Source organism: Comamonas koreensis, from assembly GCF_014076495.1.
In the GTDB taxonomy this organism is placed as follows: Bacteria; Pseudomonadota; Gammaproteobacteria; order Burkholderiales; family Burkholderiaceae_C; genus Comamonas; species Comamonas squillarum.
This window is the reverse complement of sequence record NZ_CP043575.1, coordinates 714,593-735,581: the sequence shown is the minus strand read 5'-3', so window position 1 is coordinate 735,581 and position 20,989 is coordinate 714,593. Positions and strand designations below refer to the sequence as shown.

The window sequence follows — 20,989 nt, the reverse complement described above, 5'->3', positions numbered from 1 at the left end:
CTAGCGCTTGTCGTTGGCCGCTTGCTGGTTTTTGAGCTGCAGCAGTGCCAGGCTTTGGTTCAGGCGCCGTACCTGCCGCTCAATACGGGTATTGACCATATCCGCATGCAGGGCCTTGATAAACAGCACGCCGACTGCACAGACCAGCAGCAAGGTGGGGGAGTAACGAATCCCCAGCCCGTCGGCAAAGTGGTCCAGCAGGCGCGGCCACACGCCCAGCAATACGGCCAGCAGGGCAACAGCCATCCAGAACAGGCCCAGCCGCAAATACAGCCGGTCGCCGCGGATCAGAAACAAAATCACCGCCGCAAAAAGCACACCCAGAACGGTGGTCGTAATTTGATAATTGGCCATTCCAACCTTGATGCACAGGGACATACCGACGGCCCGGATGAGGCGCAAGCGGCGCGTGTCCCATGGTGGCGTCTTTACTGCCTGACACAGAAAATTCTTTTACCCTGCTCAAATCGCTTATTTGAACAGCCGCATGATTCTACTGTGCAGGAACGCCAGGGATTGCAGCCAAATGTCACTGCCTGGCGGGAGTTCGTCCTCTGAATGCCCTGGTTGCGCTGCTCCTGAACTGCCGACCACGGCCAACTACCGCATAAAACCCCAGTACCCGCGATAGCGGCCAATCCATGCCACACTCCCCGCCTATGTCTAGTTCCGAATGGGCCCGCAGCGCTGTTTCCGCCTTCGATCGCATGGTCAATGTCGAGGGTGGCTTTCGCTCGCGCCCCGGCCAGCGGCTGATGGCGGAGAAAGTGGCAGAGACTTTTGCAGCTGCCCAGCTGGGCAAGCTCGAAGAGGACGAGGAGCCGCAGCGCGCCATCGCGGTGATCCAGGCCGGCACGGGGGTGGGCAAGTCGCTCGCCTATGCAGTGCCGGCAATTGCGATGGCACTGCAGCGGGGCACCCGGGTGCTGATTTCGACGGCGACCGTGGCGCTGCAGGAGCAGCTGGTGAACAAGGATTTACCGGCGCTGGCCCAGCAGATGGACCAGCCTTTCAAATACGCGCTGGCCAAGGGCCGGGGCCGCTATGTCTGCAAGCTCAAGCTCGAGCGCCTGGCCAGCGTGGCCCAGGGCGATGGCGCGGACGGCGGCGAGCCCATCGACGACGATTTCTTTCCCGAAGAAGCCGCGCAGGCGCGCCAATCGCAACGCAGCCCGCAGGAGAATGCGGCGCGCCTGCAGTTCTACACCAGCATGGCCGACGCGCTGACCACCCGGGGCTGGGATGGCGACCGCGACAGCCTGGACACCCCGCCCGAGCCTGAGGTCTGGAGCCCGGTCGCGGCCGAAGGCAGCTCCTGCACCGGCAAGCACTGCCCGGTGTTTGGCAGCTGCAGCTATTACGAAAAGCGCAAGGACCTGGTCCAGGCCCAGGTGCTGGTGGCCAACCATGATCTGCTGCTGTCCACCCTGGGCGCACGCCTGCTGCCCGAGCTGGACAACTGCCTGCTGATCCTGGACGAGGCCCACCACCTGCCCGCCACTGCGCTGTCGCAGTTCGCCTGCGAGATGAACCTGAGCCAGCTCACCTGGATCGACAAGCTCGCCAGCCGCGCCCAGCGCGTGGGCGCCTTGGTGGAGGTCAGCGAGATTGCCGACATCCCGCGCCACTCGGGCCAGTTGCGCCAGCATCTGCAAGATTGCGCAAGGCTGTTGATGGATGAATACGGCGAGGGCATGCGCCAGCAGCTGCAGTCGGGCGGCCGGGGCCCGGCCCGCGTGCGCCTGCCCCGGGGCGAGCTGCCGCCCGCGCTGGTCGAGCCGCTGGCCCAGGCCGCGCACCATGCCAGCGCATTTCTGGATGTGCTGCAAGCGATCTCCAAGGCCCTGCGCTCGCAGATGCGCGACCGGCCCGACGAAGCCAAGCGCCTGTCCACCTTGTATGCCCAGGTGGGCAGCCTGGCCCCGCGCCTGGAGGCCGTGCATGACACCACCCAGCTGCTGCTGCAGGATGCGCCCCAGGGCAGCGTGCCGGCCGCCAAGTGGTTCACTCTGGATGTCGTGGGCGATTTTGTTGCGATAAAAGCCTATGCGAGCCCGGTGATTCCGGGCTCCACCTTGCGCCACCACCTCTGGAGCCAGGTGCGCGGCGCAGTGCTCACCTCGGCCACGCTCACCAGCGGTGGGCAGTTCGATTTCTTCTTGCGCGAATCGGGCCTGTACAACGATGCGGCCGTCTCGACCTTGGAGGTCGCCAGCCCCTTCAACTATGCCGAGCAAGGCAGTCTGATCGTCACCGAGACCCAGGCTGACCCGCGCACGCCCCAGCAGTTTGCCAACGAGATGGTCGATGCGCTGCTCGAAGACCTGGCCCAGGTGCAATCGGGCGGCCTGGTGCTGTTCACCTCGCGCGAGCAGATGCGCCTGGCCGTTGACGCACTGCCCACCGCGATGCGCCAGCATGTGCTGGTGCAAAACACCTTGCCACGCAGCCAGCTGCTGCACCAGCACCGCGAGCGCGTGGCCGCTGGCCTGCCCAGCATCATCTTTGGCATGCAAAGCTTTGGCGAAGGGCTGGACCTGCCCGGCGCGCTGTGCGAATCGCTGTTCATCACCAAGCTGCCCTTTGCGCCGCCCGATGACCCGGTCGACGAGGCCCGCGCCGAATGGCTGAAGAACTCGGGCCGCGACCCTTTCAGCGAGATTGTGGTGCCCGCCACCGCCATTCGCCTGGCCCAGTGGGTCGGGCGCGCGATCCGCACCGAGGTGGACCAGGCCCATGTCTACTGCTACGACAAGCGCCTGGTGCGCACCGGCTATGGCCAGCGGCTGCTGGCCAGCTTGCCGCCTTTTACGCTGCAGCGCCGCACGGCCAGCGCTGCTTAGAGTCGCTAAAACGACCCAGCAAACCGAAGGTTTGCGGTTGAGACTAGGCGTCCCCGACTAGGCGCCGAGCTGCAGGCAGTACAGTAGTACGACAAGGCTCGGTAACGACGTATCAAGGGTTGTGTTACCGACTCTTAGTCCTTGGTGGGCGCCTCGCCCGGACTGCGCAGGTGCACGCCTTCGAGCGAAGGAGCCACCAGCGGCGGCAGCGGCGAGGCCACCGGCGCCCCAAAGCCTTCACCGTTTTGCCAGTCGCGCAAAAAGCCCTCGATCTCTTGCTGGCTCTGGCCAACAAAGTTCCACCAGATCATCACGCCGCCTTCATAGGGCGTGCCGCCCAGCAAGATGCAGCGGCTGCCGGCGCCGCATTGCAGATCCAGGCTGGTTTGGCCATCGGGCAGGTAGACCAGTTCATTGCTGGGGGCCGCCTCGCCATTGACCTGCACTTCGCCGTAGAGGCAGAGCACCGCGTATTCAAAATCGGGCCGCAACGCGAGGCTGGCGCTGCTGGCCTGCGCCGCTTCCATATCGACTGCTACCAGCGGGCTGTGCACCTCGGTGGGTGCCTGCTGGCCCAGCCAGTCTCCCGCCAGCACCGTCATCTGGATGCCCTGATCCTGCAGCCGGGGCAGCTGCGGGTAGTGCTGAAAACGCGGGGGCATAAAGCGCTGGTCCTTGGGCAGCGCAATCCACAGCTGCACCGCATGAAAGTCCGGCTTACCCAGGCTCTCTTCCGAATGCGCAATGCCCTTGCCAGCGGTCATCAGGTTGACCTGGCCGGGGCGGATCGGCTGCTCGCTGCCCAGGCTGTCGCGGTGCAGGATCTCGCCCTCGATCATCCAGGTGAAGGTCTGCAAACAGGTGTGGGGGTGTGGGCCCACCTGCATGCCGGGCCCGCTCTCAAAGTGCGAAGGACCCGCATGGTCCAGAAAACACCAGGCGCCCACCATGCGCCGTCCGCGCTGGGGCAGCGCGCGCAGCACCGGCACACCGCCCACATCCGCAACCCGCCCGGGGTAATGCCGCAAGGCCTTGTTATCGTTACTCATATTCCATCTCCTTCATCGGGGGCGGGTGCGCTTGCGCGAAGGCGCGCACATTCCGCCGAAACAGACCTACACATCACTGCCTTGCAGGTATGGTACAAACAAGTGGTGCGGAAGTGATGACCAGAGAGGGCGTCACTGCCACATATTCCAACGTGTTAGCGCCCGGCAGCAGCTGGCGCGACGACAGGCTCCCAGGGATTCGCTCTGGCAGCCGGTGCAACTCTCAGATTTGCCAGGTCGTGCTGGCGGCTTCCATGACTCCGGCTTGGCAACGCATGATGCCAGGCTGGAATTCGGTGCCCCCTCATTGAAAGGAGACAACCAATGACGACTCAACACTCCCACAACTACCCCGAGAACTTCAAGGCTCGCGTGGTAGGCATTGTTCAGCACCGCATCGGGGACGGTCAGCTCGAAACCATCCCAAGCCCCATGGAAGTCGATGTATCAACGGCCATCGCCAGCTTTGTGCTGTCCTGGACCATCGAAGGCCAACCCGTGACCGTGTCGCTGGCCAAGCCCGACTTTGACTACCATATCGACCACAACAATATCGTTGTGCAATAACGCGCCGTCAATCGCGCTCCAAAGCAAGCCTTCAGGGCCTGCTTTGACTCTCCGGGTGTCCGGCCAGCCTTCATGAGGCGTTAATACAGCCCAACAAACCGAAGGTTTGCGGTTGAGACTAGGCGTCCCCGACTAGGCGTCCCCGACTAGGCGTCAAGCCGCAGGCAGTACAGACGTACGACAAGGCTTGGCGCGGCCGGCCAGGCAACGACGTATCAAGGGCTGTACTAGCGTCTCTCAAGCCAGCGCCGTGACCACCCGCACCTCCCCCACCAACAACTTGTGCACCGGGCAGGCTTCTGCAATCTGCTGGAGGCGGCTGCGCTGCTCGTCGCTCAGATCGCCTTCGAGCTGAATGCGGCGCACGATGTCGTTGCCCGCTGCGGCGCCGCCATCGGGGTTCAGCGCCAGATCCACCTTCACCCCCGTCAGTGGCCAGGCCTTGCGCTGTGCATACATCTGCACCGTAATCGTCGTACAGGCACCCAGGGCCGACAGCAGCAGCTGCATGGGGCTGGGGGCCGTATCGCCACCGCCCACGGCCTGGGGCTCATCGCCATGCCATGCATGGCCTTGGGGGTTGTGCAAATCCACGCGGTAGTTGCTGGTCGTGCTCTGTGCCTGGGCTTGTGCCTGCTGCGCCATATCAGTAGATCTCCTCAAATTGATCAGGCAATATAGGTGTTTCTGCCAGACGGCGCTTGCAAACGGGCACAAAAAAACCAGCACGGTTGCCGGTGCTGGTTTTCTGGGTAGGGTGTGCCGTGCGCCGGGCCTGCGCCCGGGCCGCCCACCGCGCTTACTTGGCGGTGACGACGCGCACCATCTCCAGGCACTTGTTCGAGTAACCCCACTCGTTGTCGTACCAGGAGACGACCTTCACAAAGGTCTTGTCCAGGGCAATACCGGCTTCGGCATCGAACACCGAGGTGCAGGTCTCGCCACGGAAGTCAGTGGCCACGACCTTGTCTTCGGTGTAGCCCAGCACGCCCTTGAGCGCGCCTTGCGACTGGGCCTTCATCTCGGCGCAGATCTCTTCGTAGGTCGCTTCGCTGTTCAGCTCCACGGTCAGGTCGACCACGGACACGTCCGACGTAGGCACGCGGAAGGACATGCCGGTCAGCTTCTTGTTCAGCTCAGGAATCACCACGCCCACGGCCTTGGCAGCGCCCGTGCTCGATGGGATGATGTTTTCCAGAATGCCACGGCCGCCGCGCCAGTCCTTGTTCGAGGGGCCGTCCACGGTCTTTTGCGTGGCAGTGGCTGCGTGCACGGTGGTCATCAGGCCGCGCTTGATGCCCCACTTGTCGTTGAGCACCTTGGCCACAGGGGCCAGGCAGTTGGTGGTGCACGATGCGTTGGAGATGATGGCTTGACCGGCATAGGTCTTGCAGTTCACGCCAAACACGAACATGGGGGTGTCGTCCTTCGAGGGGGCCGACAGAATCACCTTCTTGGCGCCCGCATCGATGTGCTTTTGTGCCGTTTCCTTGGTCAGGAACAGGCCGGTCGATTCGATCACCACATCGGCGCCGACTTCGTCCCACTTCAGGTTGGCAGGGTCGCGCTCTTGCGTCAGGCGGATCTTCTTGCCGTTGACGATCAGGGTGTTGCCTTCGACGGCAATCGTGCCCTGGAAACGGCCGTGCACGCTGTCGTACTGCAGCATGTAGGCCAGGTAGTCAGGCTCGAGCAGGTCGTTGATCGCAACGATTTCGATATCGGAAAAATTCTGCACTGCAGAGCGCAGCACATTGCGGCCGATACGGCCAAAGCCGTTGATGCCTACCTTGATTGCCATAGTGATCTCCAAGTAATGAAATGCCGCATGCCCGCCGGCCTGGGCCACGCTCGCTGCCGCTGGCGCCACTTGCCGGATAGGCCAGACCTGCCAAACCGCAGCCATGGGCACGCTACAGAGAGCGGGCCGGGAAGGTGCGAGGAGGGGCGGTCTGATTTTGCCGCGTATTGTAGAGAACACTGGCTGGGCCCTGGAATAGTGGGCCATTGCCAGCCCCCAGCCAGCTATCGCCGGCGTGACTACCGGCACGCAACGGCCGTTGGCGGCCCTGGCCCCCAGGCTGTGCAACAATCCTTGCCAGCACGGGGGCCCTCCCGGCATCCTTTCAACAGCCTGCAGCAACACTGCCCCAGATGGTGGGCCGCCTCACAAACGCCATGAGTCTGTCGCTCCCCTCTTCGCCTTCCAGCCTGCGCACGGCAGTCGTCATTCCCTGCTACAAGGTGACGCGCCATATCCTGGCGGTGATTGCCGAGATCGGCCCCGAGGTCGATGGCATCTACATCGTCGACGACTGCTGCCCCGATGGCAGTGGCCGCTTTGTGCAGGAACACTGCCCCGACGCGCGCGTGCGGGTGCTGTTCAACGAGCTCAACCTGGGCGTGGGCGGCGCCGTGATGGCGGGCTACCGCGCAGCGATTGCAGACGGCTATGGCGTGCTGGTCAAGATCGATGGCGACGGGCAGATGGACCCGACCCTGGTGCCCCGCTTTGTAGCCCCCATTGCCAGCGGCCGCGCCGATTACACCAAGGGCAACCGGTTTTTCAACCTGGAGAAGATCGCCCGCATGCCGCGCATCCGCATCTTTGGCAATGCGGTGCTGTCGTTCATGACCAAGTTCTCGTCGGGCTACTGGAGCAGCTTTGACCCCACCAATGGCTTTACCGCCATTGCCGCCAGTACGGCCGCGCAGCTGCCGCTGCACAAGATCAGCCAGCGCTATTTTTTCGAGACCGACATGCTGTTCCGGCTGAACACGGTGCGCGCGGTGGTTCTGGACATCCCCATCGATTCGCGCTACGAGGACGAGGTCAGCAACCTCAAGATCCACAAGGTGCTGACCGAGTTCATGAGCGGCCATCTGCGCAACTTCTGCAAGCGCATTTTCTACAACTACTACCTGCGCGGCATGTCCGTGGCTTCGCTGGAGCTGCCGCTGGGCCTGCTGCTCATCACCTGGGGCACCGTGTTTGGCCTGTTCCACTGGGTCCAGTCCATCGTCTCCAATGTCGCCACCACCGCGGGCACCGTCATGGTCAGCGCGCTGCCCATCATCCTGGGCGTGCAACTGGTGCTGGCCTTTATCGCGTTCGATGTGGCGTCCGAGCCCACGCAATCGCACCGCCACGACGGCGAAGGCCTGGGCCGATAAGCACTGCCCTGCCTGCCACGGCGATCACCCAGCAACAGGCATAAAAAACGCAGGGTGCAGGCCCTGCGGCCCGCATCCCTGCGTTATTGGTTGCTGAGGCGGTGCGCGTTTAACGCTTTTGCAGCGCCACTTGCACCGTGTTGGCCACGTTGTCGGCGGTAAAGCCAAAGTGCTCGAACAGCACGCCAGCGGGGGCCGATTCGCCATAGGAGTCAATACCCACTACGGCCGCGCAGCCGTACTTCCACCAGAAGTCGGTCACACCCATCTCGACGGCCACGCGTGGCAGGCCAGCGGGCAACACGCTGCGCTTGTAGGCCACGTCTTCGCGGTCGAAGGTGGTCGTGCTGGGCATCGAGACCACGCGCACAGCAATCTTGCGCTCGGCCAGCAGGCGCTGGGCCTTCAAGGCCAGCTGCACTTCCGAGCCGGTGGCGATGATCACGGCTTGCGCCTTCTTGTTCAGGCCGATATCCGAGGGCTCGGACAGCACATAGGCGCCGCGGCTGATGTTGCCGATCGCGTCGCCATTCTTGGGCGCATAAGGCAGGTTCTGGCGCGACAGCAGCAGCGCGGTGGGTTTGTTGCGGTTGGTCAGTGCCACGCTCCAGGCCACGGTGGTCTCTGCCGTATCAGCCGGGCGCCACACATCCAGGTTGGGGATCAGGCGCAGGCTGGCGGCGTGCTCGATCGACTGGTGGGTGGGGCCGTCTTCGCCCAGACCGATGGAGTCGTGGGTGAACACATGCACCACGCGGCGCTTCATCAGCGCTGCCATGCGGATGGCATTGCGGCTGTAGTCGCTGAAGGTCAGGAAGGTGCCACCGTAGGGGATGAAGCCGCCATGCAGCGCCACGCCATTCATGATGGCGGCCATGCCGAACTCGCGCACACCGTAGTTGATGTGGCGGCCGATCTTGCCGTCTTCGGTCTTGACCACGGCGCCGCTGTCGTCCACGCGGAAAGCGGGGGTCGACTTGGTGTTGGTCAGGTTGGAGCCGGTCAGGTCGGCCGAGCCGCCCAGCAGCTCAGGCATGGCAGCGGTAAAGGCTTCCAGCGCCAGCTGGCTGGCCTTGCGGCTGGCCACGGTCTCGCCCTGGGTGTGGGCCTGGGCCACGGCTTCCACGGCCACTTGGGCAAACTGCTTGGGCAGGTCGCCGGCCATGCGGCGCTTCAGTTCTGCGGCCAGCTCAGGGAAGGCCTTGGCATATTCGGCAAACTGCGCATCCCAGGTGGATTCGGCCTTGGCGCCAAAGGTCTTGTGGTCCCAGGCTTCGTAGACATCGGCCGGGATCTCGAACGGGGCCGAGGTCCAGCCCAGCGCGGCGCGGGTCAGGCCGATTTCTTCAGCGCCCAATGGCTCGCCGTGGGCCTTGCTGGTGTCCTGGCGGTTGGGGCTGCCCTTGCCGATGGAGGTCTTGCAGATGATGAACGTGGGCTTGTCTGCCACCTTCTTGGCCTTGGCAATCGCGTCGCTCACGGCCTTGGGGTCGTGGCCGTCGATCGGGCCGATCACGTTCCAGCCGTAGGCTTCAAAACGCTGGGCGCTGTTGTCCACAAACCAGGGCTGCACCTTGCCGTCGATGGAGATGCCGTTGTCGTCGTACAGCGCGATCAGCTTGTTGAGCTTCCAGGCGCCAGCCAGCGCGCAGGCTTCGTGGCTGATGCCTTCCATCAGGCAGCCATCGCCCAGGAACACATAGGTGTGGTGGTCCACCACATCGTGGCCGGGGCGGTTGAACTCAGCGGCCAGCAGCTTTTCTGCCAGCGCAAAGCCCACGGCATTGGTCACGCCCTGGCCCAGCGGGCCGGTGGTCGTCTCCACACCGGGGGTGATGTCCACTTCGGGGTGGCCCGGGGTCTTGCTGTGCAGCTGGCGGAAGTTCTTCAGCTCGCTGACCGGCAGGTCGTAGCCGGTCAGGTGCAGCAGCGCGTAAATCAGCATCGAGCCGTGGCCGTTCGACAGGATGAAACGGTCGCGGTTGATCCACTGGGGATTGAGCGGGTTGTGCTTGAGGTGCTTGCTCCACAAGGCCACTGCCATATCGGCCATGCCCATTGGCGCACCGGGGTGGCCGGAATTGGCTTGTTGAACGGCATCCATTGCGAGTGCGCGGATCGCATTCGCCATATTCTGATTGTTGACCATGGGAGTGGAGGAAGAAAAAAGCGACAAAGGCCGCATTTTAGCGGGCTGCCGTCTCACGCGTCCGGCATGGCAGTCTTGGCCTACGGCGGCGCAGGGCCACCGCCTACCCCAAGGGCTTGGGCAAACACTGACAATACGCAAGCTATCGCCAATAAAATTCTATTAATATTATTTATACCGACTATCGTTTGTCAGCTACCGCTTGAAAGGATTGACCATGCAACGCACCCTCTCCACCACCGCTCTGGCCTTGACGCTCGCCCTGGCATCGCTGAGTGGCAGCGCCCTGGCCAGCACCGCCGACAAGATCGCTGCCGTGCAAGCGGCCCGCTTCGACCTGGCCCAAGCCATCCAGAGCGCGCAGAGCCAGCATGGCCTCAAGGTGCTCAAGGCCGAGATCGATACCAAGAAAAAGCAGCCCATCTACGAAGTCAGCGGCATCAACGCCCAGGGCCGTGAGATCAAGCTCAAGTTCAGCGCGCTGGACGCCGCCAAGGTCATGGAAAACAAGGACGATGGCGCCGTCGAGAAAAAGGACACCGACCGCCTGGCTGCCGCCAAGATCGGCATCAACGACGCCATTGCCACCGCCTTGAAGCACACCCCCGGCAAGGCCATTGACGTGGACCTGGACGACCACCTGGGCGTGCTGACCTATGACGTCAAGATCCTCAACGCGGCCAATACCGAGGTGGAAGTGCGCGTCAACGCCGTTGAAGGCAATATCCACCAGTAAGCGGCTTTAAAAGCAAGATACCAAGGCCAGCCCCATGCTGGCCTTTTTTGCGTCCGGGGTTTGGACTCAGACCAAAGCTTGCGCCATGTACTGCGCATCCTCGCCATAGCTCAGCAAGGCCTCACGCTCCTGTGCCGACCAGGGCAGCAGCGCTGCATAGCCTTTGCGCTGCCAATACGGCTGCGAGCCCATCACCGACACCAGCGCGGAGTAACGCAGCCCATCGGCCTGCGCTTGTTGCAGCATCGCCTGCAGCAGCGCGGAGGCCAGGCCCTCGCCGGCCCGCTCGGGCGCGACGGCCATGTCATGCAGGTACAGCGTGTCGGCTGCCGATGCACAGGCAAAGCCGCCATGCAGCGGTGTTACCTTGCCCAACACGGAGCGGTAGGCCGCCAGATAGGCCAGCACCTGGCCTTGCTGCACGGCCACCAGCGAGCACTGCACAGGGCTGGCCAGCCGCGCTGCATACAGCGCGGCACTCTCCATAAAGTCCGCGCCATAGCAGGCCAGCTGCACCTGCATCAGGCCATCGAGGTGCTGCGCGGTCAGGGGTTCAAGGGACCAAAGGGGCTGGTCGTTGGAATGAAAACGCATCGGCCCATTGTCGGCGATGCGGCAGCCATCACATCAGGCCAAGGGCGCCAGTGGCTGGGCGGTCGATGCTGGCACCGCCGTGCACGCCGCGTTCATCACCATCGACAGCAGGCTGTAATAGCCATTGATGCCGATCAGGTCCATCACGCCCTGGTCGCCCAACAGCTGCTGGGCCCGGGTCCAGGTGGCATCGCTCACCTGGCGCTGCTGGTGCAGCTCGATGCAGAAGTCATGCACAACGGCCTCATCCTCAGGCATCGCATCGGGGCGGCGGCCTTGGGCCACGGCGTCCACAGTGGCCTGGCTCAGGCCTTCGCGCAGCGCAATGGGCGCATGGATGGCCCATTCCACCTGCTGCGTCCACTGGCGGGCCGTGACCAGGATGGCTAGCTCGGTCAGGCGCAGGCCGATGGCGCTGCGGTAGCGCAGGTACTCGCCCAGGCGCTGGGTGTGGTCCATCAGCTCGGGGCTGCGCAGCAAAGGCACAAAGGGCGATATCAGCGCGCCGCGCGGGCCATCGATGATGGGCTGGGCATAGCGGCGCTGCTCTTCGCTCCAGGTCTCGGGGGGCAGGGGCGGCATGCGGTCCTGGAAGGGCGTCATCGGGCAGGTTCTTTCAGATCGTTTCGGGGGCGTGTTCAGGCGGCTACCGGTTGCTGGGCCAGCACTTTGTCGATGGCATCGCCCAGGCGCTCGACCACCTGGTCCAGCTCGGCCTCGCCGCTGATAAAGGGCGGCGCCAGCAGCACATGGTCGCCATGCAGGCCGTCGATCGTGCCACCCATCGGGTAGCACAGCAAGCCATGGGCCATGGCCTGCGCCTTGACCTTGGCATGCAGCTTGAACGCCGGGTCAAACGTCGCCTTGCTGCTGCGGTCCTGCACCAGCTCCACGCCCCAGAACAGGCCCCGGCCCCGGATATCGCCGACATGCGGGTGCTCGTCAAAACGCGCATGCAGCTGCTTTTGCAGATAGGCGCCGCGTGCCAGTACCTGGGGCAGCAACTGGTCGCGCTGTATCACCTGCTGCACCGCCAGCGCGGCGGCCGCCGCCATCGCATGGCCGATGTAGGTATGGCCATGCTGGAACAGGCCGCTGCCGCGCCGCATCGCCTCCACAATCTTGCGCTGCGCCAGCACCGCGCCAATCGGCTGGTAGCCGCCGCCCAGGCCCTTGGCAATGGTCATCAGATCGGGGCTGATGCCCTCTTGCTCCACCGCATGCAAGCTGCCAGTGCGGCCCATGCCGCACATCACCTCGTCGGCAATCAGCAAGATGCCATAGCGGTCGCACAGCGCACGCAGGCCCTGCCAGTAGCCGGCAGGGGCGGCCACCGCGCCCAGGGTCGCGCCCACCACGGGCTCGGCGACAAAGGCGATCACCTTGTCCGGGCCCAGCTCTTGGAACTTGGCATCGATCTCGGCCAGCAAACGCGCCACATAGGCGGGCTGGCTCTCGCCGTCCAGGCGGTCGCGGTATTCATAGGCGGGGGCCACGCGCCCCACGTCCATCAGGATGGGGGCAAACTGCTTGCGGCGCCATTCATTGCCGCCCACGGCCAAGGCACCCAAGGTGTTGCCGTGGTAGCTTTGGCGGCGCGCGACAAAGTGCGTGCGCTCGGGCTGGCCGATCTCGACAAAATACTGGCGCGCCATTTTCAGCGCTGCCTCCACCGCCTCGGAGCCGCCGGAGACAAAGTAGACATCGGTCATGCCCGCGGGCGCATGCGCGACCAGGTGGTCGGCCAGCGCCTCTTGCACCTCGGTGGTGAAAAAGCTGGTGTGGGCATAGGCCAGCTGGTCGAGCTGGCGGTGCATCGCTGCCAGCACATCCGGGTGGGCATGGCCCAGGCACGACACGGCTGCCCCGCCACTGGCATCCAGGTAGGCCTTACCGGCCTGGTCAAACAATTCCACGCCTTTGCCGCCGACCGCAACAAGAGGAACCTGGGCCAGAGAACGATGGATGACATGGCTCATGCGAGCACTCCTTGACAATGCGTCACCAGCCCTGCGCCGGCAGCGATACGCACAGTATAAGGATCATTTGTAATTTTTCAATAGATTAATGGATCATTTGCTCCATTTCCACCTATTTCTGTTCCCAGGCTTCCCCTTCCCTCCCTGTCGCTATCCGTTCAACGCAAGCCGCCTACATAGCGCTTGGCCGAGGCCACCAGCCCCTGCGGTGCAGCCGGATCGCTGGCAGGGGCCGGCGCCGCTGGGGCGGGTGCGCCCGGCAGGCTGGCCGCAAAGCGCTGCGCCAGGCGCTCCAGCTCCGCATCCTGGTTGGCCAGCGCATGGCTCAGCGCAAAGCGCGCCATCGCCTGGCCGTAGGCGGTATCGCTGGCCATCCACTCGGTATCGGTCACCCGGCCCGTCTTGCGGCGCAGCGCCACATGCAAATGCGCGGCGATGGCCAGGCGTTCACTGTCGTTCATACAAGCTCCTCCATGGCAGAACCTGAGGGGCAGGCGGCAGGCACAGAGCGCTGCAGCCTGGTGGCCCGGCGGCACCCGGTGGCGCCGGGCCTATCACGCTAGTTTTGGCTTTCCTGGTGCAGGCTGATATCCAGCCCATCGATCTCCTGCTGCGCCGTCACCCGCAAAGGCAGAACCACGCGGATAACGGTCAGCAAAATGGCAGTGCCCGCCGCGCTGAAAATAGCCACGGCCGCCACGGCCACCAGCTGGTTGAGAACCGTGGCATCCACGCCGGCAATGGCGCGGTCGGCAAACAAGGCGGTGAGCAGCGAGCCGGCAATGCCGCCCACGCCGTGCACGCCAAACACATCGAGCGAGTCGTCCACACCCAGGCGGCGCTTGAGCCAGGTGGCGCCCCAAAAGCAGGCTACGCCAGCCATCAGGCCGATGGCGACTGCGCCGCCCACCTGTACAAAACCGGCCGCCGGTGTGATGGCCACCAGACCGCCAATCAGGCCCGAGAGCACGCCCAGCAAGGTGGGCGCGCCGCGCACCCACCACTCGACCAGCATCCAGGACAGCGCGCCGGCAGCAGCGGCCACCATGGTCACCAGCATCGCCAGCGCCGCACGGCCATCGGCCGACAGGGCAGAGCCCGCGTTAAAGCCAAACCAGCCAATCAGCAGCAGCGCGGCACCCATCGCCGTCCAGCCCAGGCTGTGCGGCTCAAAGGCCTGGCGGCCATAGCCCTGGCGCCGGCCCAGCATGGCCGCGCAGACGAGGGCCGAGACGCCCGCATTGACGTGCACCACCGCGCCACCGGCAAAGTCCAGCGCGCCCAGCTTGTTGAGCCAGCCATCGCTCTCCCAGACCCAGTGGGCGACCGGCGCATAGACCAGCACGCTCCACAGCGCCGAGAACAGCAGCAGCGCCGAAAAGCGCATGCGCTCGACCACGGCGCCAATGATCAAGGTGGTGGTGATGACGGCAAAGGCCATCTGGAACAGCGCATAGAGCGACTCGGGCAGATGGGGCGCCAGGTGGCTGACCGACACGGTGCCCGCTGCCGCATCCAGGCGCATCGATGAGAACCAGGCCCGGTCCAGCCCGCCCAGCCAGGCCGTGGACTTGCTGAAGGCCAGCGAGTAGCCCAGCGCAAACCAGGTGAGTGACACCACCGCCGCCACCGCAAACACGGCCACCACCGTGTTGACCACGTTCTTGCGCCGCACCAACCCGGCATAGAAGAGCGCAATGCCCGGCAGTGTCATCAGCAACACCAGCACCGTAGAGACCAAGAGCCAGGCCGTATCGGCCTTGTCAATCGCAGCCATCTGCACCATTTGCATGCCATCCCCTTTTTACGTTGTCATCCATTGCGGGTTTGTTTCAAAAGGTAGCAGTTTCTATGCCATGGAGCGGGAAAGCGCCTGGATACGCGGTCTGCGGGCATGCGCAGGGGTGGCCAGGCCGCCGGCCTATGCCCGATCGCACCACATCGGTGCCATGGGCCTTGGAGCAGCCACCAACGGAAAACCGGCGCATGCATCGCTGCAGGCGCCGGTTCTGTCTGAGGGGACTACAACGGAATTCAGTCCGCCGCCAGTACCTTGCCCGGGTTCATCAGCCCCAGCGGATCGAGCGCCTGCTTGATCGCCCGCATGGCGGCCAGCTCCTGCGGCGTGCGGCTAAAGCCCAGGTAGGGCATCTTGTGCAGGCCAATGCCATGCTCGGCCGAGACGCTGCCCTGGAACTGCTGCACCAGGCCGTACAGCACGGCCTCCAGCGCCTCGTCCTCGCCGCCAATGGTTTGGCTGTCGGTGGTCACATGCAGGTTGCCGTCGCCCACATGGCCAAAGAACAGGCTGTGGTGGCCAGGCCAGCGCGCATCAAAGGCGGCGCGGCAGGCCGCAGCAAAGCGGCCAATATCCACCTGGGGCAGGCTGACGTCAAAGTTCACCGGCGGGTGCATGTGCGCCGTCATCTCGGCGGGCGCCTCGCGCAGCTTCCACAGGCTTTTGGCCTGCTCGCTCGACTGCGCAATCACTGCATCCACCACCTCGCCAGCTTCCATGGCCTCGCCCAAGGCCTCTTCCACCGCAGCGCGCAGCGCAGCCTCGTCCTTGCCATCCACATCGATCAGCGCCTGCAGCGGGTGCTGCTGGTCAAAGGCCGGCTGCAGCTTTTGCCACTGGATGGAGGTCTGCACAAAGTCGCTCCACATCAGCTCGAACGCGGCCACGCTGTTGCCAAAGCGGGCCTGCATGCGCGCCAGCACCGCCAGCGCTTCGTCAAAGCCCGGCAGCGCCACCATGCAGGTGGCCTTGGCCTGCGGGGCGGGCAGCAGGCGCAGCAGCACGCGGGTGATGATGCCCAAGGTGCCTTCGGCACCGATAAAGAACTGCTTGAGGTCGTAGCCGGTGTTGTTCTTCAGCATGGGGCGCAGCATCGGCAGCACCGTGCCATCTGCCAGCACCACCTCCAGCCCCAGCACCTGCTCGCGCATCATGCCGTTTTGCAGCACGCCGTTGCCGCCCGCATTGGTCGAGACATTGCCGCCAATCTGGCAGCTGCCGCGCGCGCCCAGGTCCACGCCAAACACCCAGCCCGCCGCCACGGCCGCTTCCTGCACCGCCTGCAGGGTGACGCCGGCCTGCACCGTCATCAGGCCGGTGCGTGCATTCACGTCCTCGATCTGCTGCATGCGGTCCAAAGCCACCGCCACGCCCTGGGCCACTGGCACGGCCGCGCCGGCCAGGCCGGTCAGCCCGCCCTGGGGCACCACGGGCACCCGGTGGGCATGGCAGATGCGCAGCAAGGCGCTGACCTCTTCGGTGCTGCGCGGGCGCAGCAGCGCCCGCGGCGGCACCGGCGGGGTTCCGCTCCAGTCGGTCCAGTACTTCTCGGGGATGGCGCCCGCGCCGCGCGAAAAGCCGTTGGGGCCCAGCGCTTGCTCAAGATCGGTCCAGAAAGCCGCCGCAGGAGCGGCTGCCGCGTTGTCGGTGCGAGAGGTAGTCATAGACCGCTATTGTCGGGCGGTTTGCCTGACAGGCGCGGCCCGCCAGCAGCAAAACCTGCTGGGCCACTACAGCAAAAAACGGCATCCCAGGCCTGCCGTGCAAGCCCTGGATACCGTTTGCGGAGGCGTCGGAATCAGCGTGCCGATTGCTGCACGTAAGCCAGCAAGGTCTCCACCATGCGGCGCACATGGGGCTGCACCTTGGCGGCCACGGCCGGCAGGTAGTCAAAGGGCATGTGCTCCTGCATATAGCTGCTCTGCGTCATCTCCAGCTGGATGGCATGCACGTTCAGCGCCGGCTGGCCATAGTGGCGCGTGATGTAGCCGCCCTGGAAGCGGCCATTGAGCACGCTGGTAAAACCGTCAGCCTCACCTTTGCGGGCCTCGGCCAGCAGCGCCTCGCCCAGGCCTTCGCCGCAGCTGGCGCCCTTGTTGGTGCCCAGGTTCAGATCGGGCAGCTTGCCGTCAAAAAAGCGCGGTAGCACCGACTGGATCGAATGCGCATCCCACAGGCCTGCTGCGCCATGCTGGGCCTTGATGCGGGCCAGCTCGGCGGCCAGCTGGTCGTGGTAGGGCTTCCAGACCTGGTCGCGGCGCTGGGCAATCTCGGCGTCATCGGGCTGCAGCGCGGCGCTTTGGTAGACGGGGGTGTCGGCAAAGGTGTCGACCGGGCACAGGCCCGTCACGCTCTGGCCGGGGTAGAGGCTGGCGCCATCGGGGGGGCGGTTCATGTCCACCACCAGGCGCGAATGCGTGGCCACCAGGGTCGAGGCCCCGATCTCCTGCGCAAAGGCGTAGAGCAGCGGCAGGTGCCAGTCGGTGTCGTGCACCTCGCGCGCCTCGGGCGTAAAGCGCTCGGCCAGCGCGGGCGGCACATAGGTGCCCACATGGGGGAAGGAGATCAGCAGCGGCGCCGTGCCTTGGCGGAATTCAAACGCTGCGCGGTCGGTTTCAAAATGCATGGATCACGTCTCCTGAAGAAGTTCGCTGCGCGCGGCGACAAAGCCGCGCTGCGCGCTGTGGTGCAGCCGGTGGCGGCCGTCGGCCACGCGGCACTGGCCGCCCACCCAGACACTGGCCACCGCACTGCTGCGGCTGCTGGCAAACACATGGGCATCGAGCTGCTCGGCAGCGGGCAGCCCGGCCAGCGCCAGGTGCTGGCCATCGAGCACCACAAAATCGGCCTGCTGGCCCACGGCCAGGCCGGCCACTGCGCGGCCACTGGCCTGCGCGCCGCCCTGCACCGCTGCCAACAGCATATGGCTGCCCACATGGGGCTGCTGGGCACTGGCCGCCACATTGCGCTGCTGCGATTGCAGGCGCTGGCTGTACTCCAGCATCATCAGCTCTTCGGCGGCGTTCACGCCGATGTGGCTGTCCGAGCCAATGCCCCAGCGGCCGGCACCGGCCTGCCAGCGCGGCAGGTCAAAGATGCCGTCGCCCAGGTTGGCTTCCGTCAGCGGGCAAAGGCCCGCCACCGCCTGCGAGGCGGCTGCGGCTGCGTATTCGGCCTCATCCATGTGCGTGGCATGCACCAGGCACCAGCGCGCGTCCACCGGCATATGGTCCAGCAGCCAGGCCACCGGGCGCTGGCCGCTCCAGGCGACGCAGGCGTTGACCTCAGCCATCTGCTCGGCAATGTGGATGTGTACGGGCGCCTGGGCGCTCAGCGCATGCAGGCCCTGCAGGGCCTCTTGCAAGGCCTCGGGCGCCACCGCGCGCAGCGAGTGCGGCGCCAGGCCCAGCGCCGCGCCCTGGGCGGCGCAGGCGGGGGCCAAGGTCTCCAGCAGGCGCAGCATGTTGTCGGTGCTGCGGATAAAACGCTTTTGCCCGTCATGGGGTGCCTGGCCGCCAAAGCCGCTGTTCTGGTAGAGCACCGGCAGCAAGGTGATGCCGATGCCCGCTGTCTGCGCGGCACGCAGCAGCGCCAGGCTCAGCTCGCCATCGGGGGCGTAGGCCTGGCCATCGGGCTGGTGGTGCAGGTAGTGGAACTCGCAGACGCTGGTGTAGCCCGCTTCGAGCATCTCGATGTAGAGCCAGGTGGCAATCGCCTCCAGGTGCTGGGGCCCCAGGCGCGCGGCAAAGCGGTACATCAGGTTGCGCCAGCTCCAAAAGCTGTCCTGCGCCTGGCCGCGGAACTCCGAGAGCCCGGCAAAGCCGCGCTGGAACGCATGCGAATGCAGGTTGGGCATGCCCGGCAGCACCGGTCCGCCGGCCTGCGCCACACCCGCGCAGCGGGCCGCATCCACTCCCGTTTCGATGGAGCTGAAGAGGCCTTGCGCATCCCAGCGCAGCAGCACGTTCTGCGCCCAGCCCGTGGGCAGCAAGGCCTGGGCGGCAAACAGTTGGTTATGGGTATTCATCGCATCAGACACCGGCTGCTACCTCCTGCAGCGCGACAGCGATCAACAGGGCGTCGTCGCTGCTCGCTTCCAGCTGCAGCGGCTGGCCGGGCGCAGCGGTCCAGTACAGGCCATCTTCGCCACCGGCCACCAGCGCAGCGGCTTGCGCAGGCAGGCGCCAGCTGCCAGCCCGCGCCAGCAGCAGGCCCTGGGCACTGCCCAGCTGCAGGCTGCCACCCCGGTGGATCGTCACCTGCGCCTGCACGCGGCCGCGCCGGGTCATCACATTCAAATCCTGCGAGGCGCCGCCCAGCAGCTGGCAGTCCAGCGCCACATCGCCCGAGAACGCAAAGGGCTGCAGGCAGTGCTGCAACAAATGGTCCACGCTGCCATCGGCAGCCTGCAAATGCACGCCATCACCACCCAGCAAGGTGATGATGCGGTCCACCCCGGCAAAGGCCGAGAACGGCCCACTGCTGGCGATCTGCGCAATGCTGATGCGCCAGGCAAAACTGTCGATGCTGGCGCCAGGCGGCCAGCACAGCACCTCTTGCGTCGTGCCGCCGCCGTTCTTCCATGGCGCGGCGGGCAGCGCGCTGCTGCTGAAAAATTGCATGCTCATCCCTGCCCGTTTATTGCTTTGTCAACACGGCCTGCAAAAAGCTGCGTGTGCGCTCCTTGGTCGGGTTGCTGAAGATTGTCTGCGGGTCACCGGCTTCGATGATGCCGCCGCCATCCATGACGACGACCACATCGGCCACTTCCTTGGCAAAGCCCATTTCATGGGTGACCACCATCATGGTCATGCCTTCGGCGGCCAGCATCTTCATCACCTGCAGCACCTCGCCCACCAGCTCGGGGTCGAGCGCCGAGGTCGGCTCGTCAAACAGCATCACCTTGGGCCGCATGGCCAGCGCGCGCGCAATCGCCACGCGCTGCTTCTGCCCGCCCGAGAGGCTGCCGGGCATCGCATCGGCCTTGTGGCCCAGGCCCACTTTTTTCAGCAGGTCATGCGCCAGCGCATCGGCATCCTTGCGGCTCAGGCCGTGGAGCTTGCGCGGGCCCAGCGTCACGTTGTCCAGCACCGACAGGTGCGGAAACAGGTTGAAGGACTGGAACACCATGCCCACCTCTTCGCGCAGCGCATTGAGGGCTTTTTCGGGCAGCATCTGGCCGTCCTGCACCAGGGTGCGGCCACAGATGTCGATGCGGCCGCCCTGCGGGGCTTCGAGCCCATTGCAGCAGCGCAGGAACGTGCTCTTGCCCGAGCCGCTGGGGCCGATGACGACCACCACCTGCTGGGGCTGCACATCGAAGTCGATGCCATCGAGCACCACATGCGTGCCAAAGGCCTTGCGCAGGCCACGGATGCGGATCATGGATTCGGAAAGTTGGGGAGCTGCGGTCATTGCACCATGCCTCCAGCGCGCAGGCGCTTTTCAAAATGGCGCAGGGCCAGGGTGGTCACGCCGGTCAATACAAAATAAATCACGGCAATCGCCAAATACACTTCCAGCGAGCGGTAGGAGACGCTGATGATCTTCTGGCCCTGGTGCATCACATCATGGATGGTCAGCAGCGAGACCAGCGCCGAGTTCTTGATCAGCGCGATGAACTCATTGCCCAGTGGCGGAATCATGCGCACGATGGCCTGGGGCAGGATCACCGAGAGCATGGCCTGGCCCGACGACATGCCGATGGAGCGCGCCGCCTCCATCTGGCCGCGGTCGATGGACTGGATGGCGCCGCGCACCACTTCGGACACATAGGCGCCCGAGTAGATGCCCAGGCCCAGCACGCCGCAGGCAAAGGCCGGCAGCATGATGCCAAACTGCGGCAGCCCGAAGAACAGAATGAACAGCTGCACCAGAAGCGGCGTGCCCCGGATGGCGGCCACATAGGCCGTGCAGATGCCGTAGATGATCCTGTTCTTGGGGTTGAGCCGGCCAATGCCGATCAGCAGACCCATCACGCAGCCCAGCACCAGCGCAGCGGCCGTGATCTCCACCGTCACCGCTGCACCGCGCAGCAGATCGGGCCACCCTGCCCAGACGGGCGAAAAATCCAAATCCATAGTCAATCCTGTCGTCTCAG

20 protein-coding genes are annotated in these 20,989 nt (G+C 65.0%); 4 read left to right on the top strand and 16 right to left on the bottom strand.

Going from position 1 to position 20,989, the window contains the following annotated elements:
• A complete protein-coding gene (locus tag F0Q04_RS03435) occupies nucleotides 1-354 on the bottom strand; it encodes a DUF2304 domain-containing protein (RefSeq protein ID WP_182344453.1) in 354 nt (117 codons plus the stop codon).
• Nucleotides 355-659: 305 nt separating this feature from the next.
• On the opposite strand from F0Q04_RS03435, the gene dinG reads away from it, so the two are divergent.
• The gene (dinG, locus tag F0Q04_RS03430) at nucleotides 660-2,843 is read left to right on the top strand and encodes an ATP-dependent DNA helicase DinG (RefSeq protein ID WP_182344452.1); all 2,184 of its coding nucleotides are present in this window, start codon (nucleotides 660-662) and stop codon (nucleotides 2,841-2,843) included.
• 134 nt (nucleotides 2,844-2,977) lie between these two features.
• On the opposite strand, the gene F0Q04_RS03425 is transcribed toward dinG, so the two are convergent.
• Complete coding sequence (locus F0Q04_RS03425) at nucleotides 2,978-3,892, bottom strand: pirin family protein (RefSeq protein ID WP_116925423.1); 915 nt, start codon at nucleotides 3,890-3,892, stop codon at nucleotides 2,978-2,980.
• Between the two features lie 324 nt (nucleotides 3,893-4,216).
• Here F0Q04_RS03425 and F0Q04_RS03420 point away from each other — a divergent pair, with 324 nt between their 5' ends.
• Nucleotides 4,217-4,459 (top strand): hypothetical protein, encoded by a 243-nt coding sequence (locus tag F0Q04_RS03420; RefSeq protein ID WP_021026201.1) that lies wholly within the window; start codon nucleotides 4,217-4,219, stop codon nucleotides 4,457-4,459.
• Nucleotides 4,460-4,696: 237 nt separating this feature from the next.
• On the opposite strand, the gene F0Q04_RS03415 is transcribed toward F0Q04_RS03420, so the two are convergent.
• Together F0Q04_RS03415 and gap are read right to left on the bottom strand one after the other, a co-directional pair.
• Nucleotides 4,697-5,104, bottom strand: a complete 408-nt coding sequence (locus tag F0Q04_RS03415; RefSeq protein WP_116925422.1) for an OsmC family protein — start codon at nucleotides 5,102-5,104, stop codon at nucleotides 4,697-4,699.
• A gap of 154 nt (nucleotides 5,105-5,258) precedes the next feature.
• Nucleotides 5,259-6,260 (bottom strand): type I glyceraldehyde-3-phosphate dehydrogenase, encoded by a 1,002-nt coding sequence (gene gap, locus F0Q04_RS03410; protein WP_021026203.1) that lies wholly within the window; start codon nucleotides 6,258-6,260, stop codon nucleotides 5,259-5,261.
• A gap of 377 nt (nucleotides 6,261-6,637) precedes the next feature.
• Here gap and F0Q04_RS03405 point away from each other — a divergent pair, with 377 nt between their 5' ends.
• Nucleotides 6,638-7,633, top strand: coding sequence for a glycosyltransferase family 2 protein (locus F0Q04_RS03405; RefSeq protein WP_116925523.1), 996 nt, complete (start codon nucleotides 6,638-6,640; stop codon nucleotides 7,631-7,633).
• Between the two features lie 109 nt (nucleotides 7,634-7,742).
• On the opposite strand, the gene tkt is transcribed toward F0Q04_RS03405, so the two are convergent.
• Entirely contained in the window at nucleotides 7,743-9,782 is a 2,040-nt protein-coding gene (gene tkt / locus F0Q04_RS03400) for a transketolase (protein ID WP_182344451.1), read from the bottom strand.
• A 217-nt stretch (nucleotides 9,783-9,999) separates the two neighbouring features.
• Between tkt and F0Q04_RS03395 the strand changes: the two genes are divergently transcribed.
• Nucleotides 10,000-10,518 (top strand): PepSY domain-containing protein, encoded by a 519-nt coding sequence (locus F0Q04_RS03395; protein WP_182344450.1) that lies wholly within the window; start codon nucleotides 10,000-10,002, stop codon nucleotides 10,516-10,518.
• Between the two features lie 66 nt (nucleotides 10,519-10,584).
• On the opposite strand, the gene F0Q04_RS03390 is transcribed toward F0Q04_RS03395, so the two are convergent.
• The 11 genes from F0Q04_RS03390 to F0Q04_RS03340 form a co-directional block, all read right to left on the bottom strand.
• Nucleotides 10,585-11,112 (bottom strand): GNAT family N-acetyltransferase, encoded by a 528-nt coding sequence (locus F0Q04_RS03390; RefSeq protein ID WP_116925419.1) that lies wholly within the window; start codon nucleotides 11,110-11,112, stop codon nucleotides 10,585-10,587.
• A gap of 33 nt (nucleotides 11,113-11,145) precedes the next feature.
• Entirely contained in the window at nucleotides 11,146-11,715 is a 570-nt protein-coding gene (locus F0Q04_RS03385; RefSeq protein WP_116925418.1) for a carboxymuconolactone decarboxylase family protein, read from the bottom strand.
• Nucleotides 11,716-11,750: 35 nt separating this feature from the next.
• Nucleotides 11,751-13,091, bottom strand: coding sequence for an aspartate aminotransferase family protein (locus F0Q04_RS03380; protein WP_182344448.1), 1,341 nt, complete (start codon nucleotides 13,089-13,091; stop codon nucleotides 11,751-11,753).
• A gap of 158 nt (nucleotides 13,092-13,249) precedes the next feature.
• Nucleotides 13,250-13,552 (bottom strand): hypothetical protein, encoded by a 303-nt coding sequence (locus F0Q04_RS03375; RefSeq protein ID WP_116925416.1) that lies wholly within the window; start codon nucleotides 13,550-13,552, stop codon nucleotides 13,250-13,252.
• Nucleotides 13,553-13,650: 98 nt separating this feature from the next.
• Entirely contained in the window at nucleotides 13,651-14,883 is a 1,233-nt protein-coding gene (locus F0Q04_RS03370; protein ID WP_182344446.1) for an ammonium transporter, read from the bottom strand.
• 242 nt (nucleotides 14,884-15,125) lie between these two features.
• The gene (locus F0Q04_RS03365) at nucleotides 15,126-16,553 is read right to left on the bottom strand and encodes an FAD-binding oxidoreductase (protein ID WP_182344444.1); all 1,428 of its coding nucleotides are present in this window, start codon (nucleotides 16,551-16,553) and stop codon (nucleotides 15,126-15,128) included.
• Nucleotides 16,554-16,687: 134 nt separating this feature from the next.
• Nucleotides 16,688-17,515, bottom strand: a complete 828-nt coding sequence (gene hutG, locus F0Q04_RS03360) for an N-formylglutamate deformylase (RefSeq protein WP_116925413.1) — start codon at nucleotides 17,513-17,515, stop codon at nucleotides 16,688-16,690.
• 3 nt (nucleotides 17,516-17,518) lie between these two features.
• Nucleotides 17,519-18,916, bottom strand: coding sequence for a formimidoylglutamate deiminase (locus F0Q04_RS03355; protein WP_182344442.1), 1,398 nt, complete (start codon nucleotides 18,914-18,916; stop codon nucleotides 17,519-17,521).
• 4 nt (nucleotides 18,917-18,920) lie between these two features.
• The gene (locus F0Q04_RS03350) at nucleotides 18,921-19,511 is read right to left on the bottom strand and encodes a HutD family protein (RefSeq protein WP_116925522.1); all 591 of its coding nucleotides are present in this window, start codon (nucleotides 19,509-19,511) and stop codon (nucleotides 18,921-18,923) included.
• A gap of 16 nt (nucleotides 19,512-19,527) precedes the next feature.
• Nucleotides 19,528-20,304: an amino acid ABC transporter ATP-binding protein gene (locus F0Q04_RS03345; RefSeq protein WP_269780255.1), complete on the bottom strand. Its 777-nt coding sequence runs from the start codon at nucleotides 20,302-20,304 to the stop codon at nucleotides 19,528-19,530.
• Nucleotides 20,301-20,969: an amino acid ABC transporter permease gene (locus tag F0Q04_RS03340; protein ID WP_116925410.1), complete on the bottom strand. Its 669-nt coding sequence runs from the start codon at nucleotides 20,967-20,969 to the stop codon at nucleotides 20,301-20,303. Before F0Q04_RS03340 ends, F0Q04_RS03345 begins: the two co-directional genes overlap by 4 nt.
• Nucleotides 20,970-20,989: the final 20 nt, after the last annotated feature.

Excerpts from the sequence above, each read along its gene's own strand:
- F0Q04_RS03435 (WP_182344453.1), bottom strand. The coding sequence starts at position 354 with ATGGCCAATTATCAAATTACGACCACCGTTCTGGGTGTGCTTTTTGCG.
- dinG (WP_182344452.1), top strand. The coding sequence starts at position 660 with ATGTCTAGTTCCGAATGGGCCCGCAGCGCTGTTTCCGCCTTCGATCGC.
- F0Q04_RS03425 (WP_116925423.1), bottom strand. The coding sequence starts at position 3,892 with ATGAGTAACGATAACAAGGCCTTGCGGCATTACCCCGGGCGGGTTGCG.
- F0Q04_RS03420 (WP_021026201.1), top strand. The coding sequence starts at position 4,217 with ATGACGACTCAACACTCCCACAACTACCCCGAGAACTTCAAGGCTCGC.
- F0Q04_RS03415 (WP_116925422.1), bottom strand. The coding sequence starts at position 5,104 with ATGGCGCAGCAGGCACAAGCCCAGGCACAGAGCACGACCAGCAACTAC.
- gap (WP_021026203.1), bottom strand. The coding sequence starts at position 6,260 with ATGGCAATCAAGGTAGGCATCAACGGCTTTGGCCGTATCGGCCGCAAT.
- F0Q04_RS03405 (WP_116925523.1), top strand. The coding sequence starts at position 6,638 with ATGAGTCTGTCGCTCCCCTCTTCGCCTTCCAGCCTGCGCACGGCAGTC.
- tkt (WP_182344451.1), bottom strand. The coding sequence starts at position 9,782 with ATGGTCAACAATCAGAATATGGCGAATGCGATCCGCGCACTCGCAATG.
- F0Q04_RS03395 (WP_182344450.1), top strand. The coding sequence starts at position 10,000 with ATGCAACGCACCCTCTCCACCACCGCTCTGGCCTTGACGCTCGCCCTG.
- F0Q04_RS03390 (WP_116925419.1), bottom strand. The coding sequence starts at position 11,112 with ATGCGTTTTCATTCCAACGACCAGCCCCTTTGGTCCCTTGAACCCCTG.
- F0Q04_RS03385 (WP_116925418.1), bottom strand. The coding sequence starts at position 11,715 with ATGACGCCCTTCCAGGACCGCATGCCGCCCCTGCCCCCCGAGACCTGG.
- F0Q04_RS03380 (WP_182344448.1), bottom strand. The coding sequence starts at position 13,091 with ATGAGCCATGTCATCCATCGTTCTCTGGCCCAGGTTCCTCTTGTTGCG.
- F0Q04_RS03375 (WP_116925416.1), bottom strand. The coding sequence starts at position 13,552 with ATGAACGACAGTGAACGCCTGGCCATCGCCGCGCATTTGCATGTGGCG.
- F0Q04_RS03370 (WP_182344446.1), bottom strand. The coding sequence starts at position 14,883 with ATGCAAATGGTGCAGATGGCTGCGATTGACAAGGCCGATACGGCCTGG.
- F0Q04_RS03365 (WP_182344444.1), bottom strand. The coding sequence starts at position 16,553 with ATGACTACCTCTCGCACCGACAACGCGGCAGCCGCTCCTGCGGCGGCT.
- hutG (WP_116925413.1), bottom strand. The coding sequence starts at position 17,515 with ATGCATTTTGAAACCGACCGCGCAGCGTTTGAATTCCGCCAAGGCACG.
- F0Q04_RS03355 (WP_182344442.1), bottom strand. The coding sequence starts at position 18,916 with ATGAATACCCATAACCAACTGTTTGCCGCCCAGGCCTTGCTGCCCACG.
- F0Q04_RS03350 (WP_116925522.1), bottom strand. The coding sequence starts at position 19,511 with ATGCAATTTTTCAGCAGCAGCGCGCTGCCCGCCGCGCCATGGAAGAAC.
- F0Q04_RS03345 (WP_269780255.1), bottom strand. The coding sequence starts at position 20,304 with ATGACCGCAGCTCCCCAACTTTCCGAATCCATGATCCGCATCCGTGGC.
- F0Q04_RS03340 (WP_116925410.1), bottom strand. The coding sequence starts at position 20,969 with ATGGATTTGGATTTTTCGCCCGTCTGGGCAGGGTGGCCCGATCTGCTG.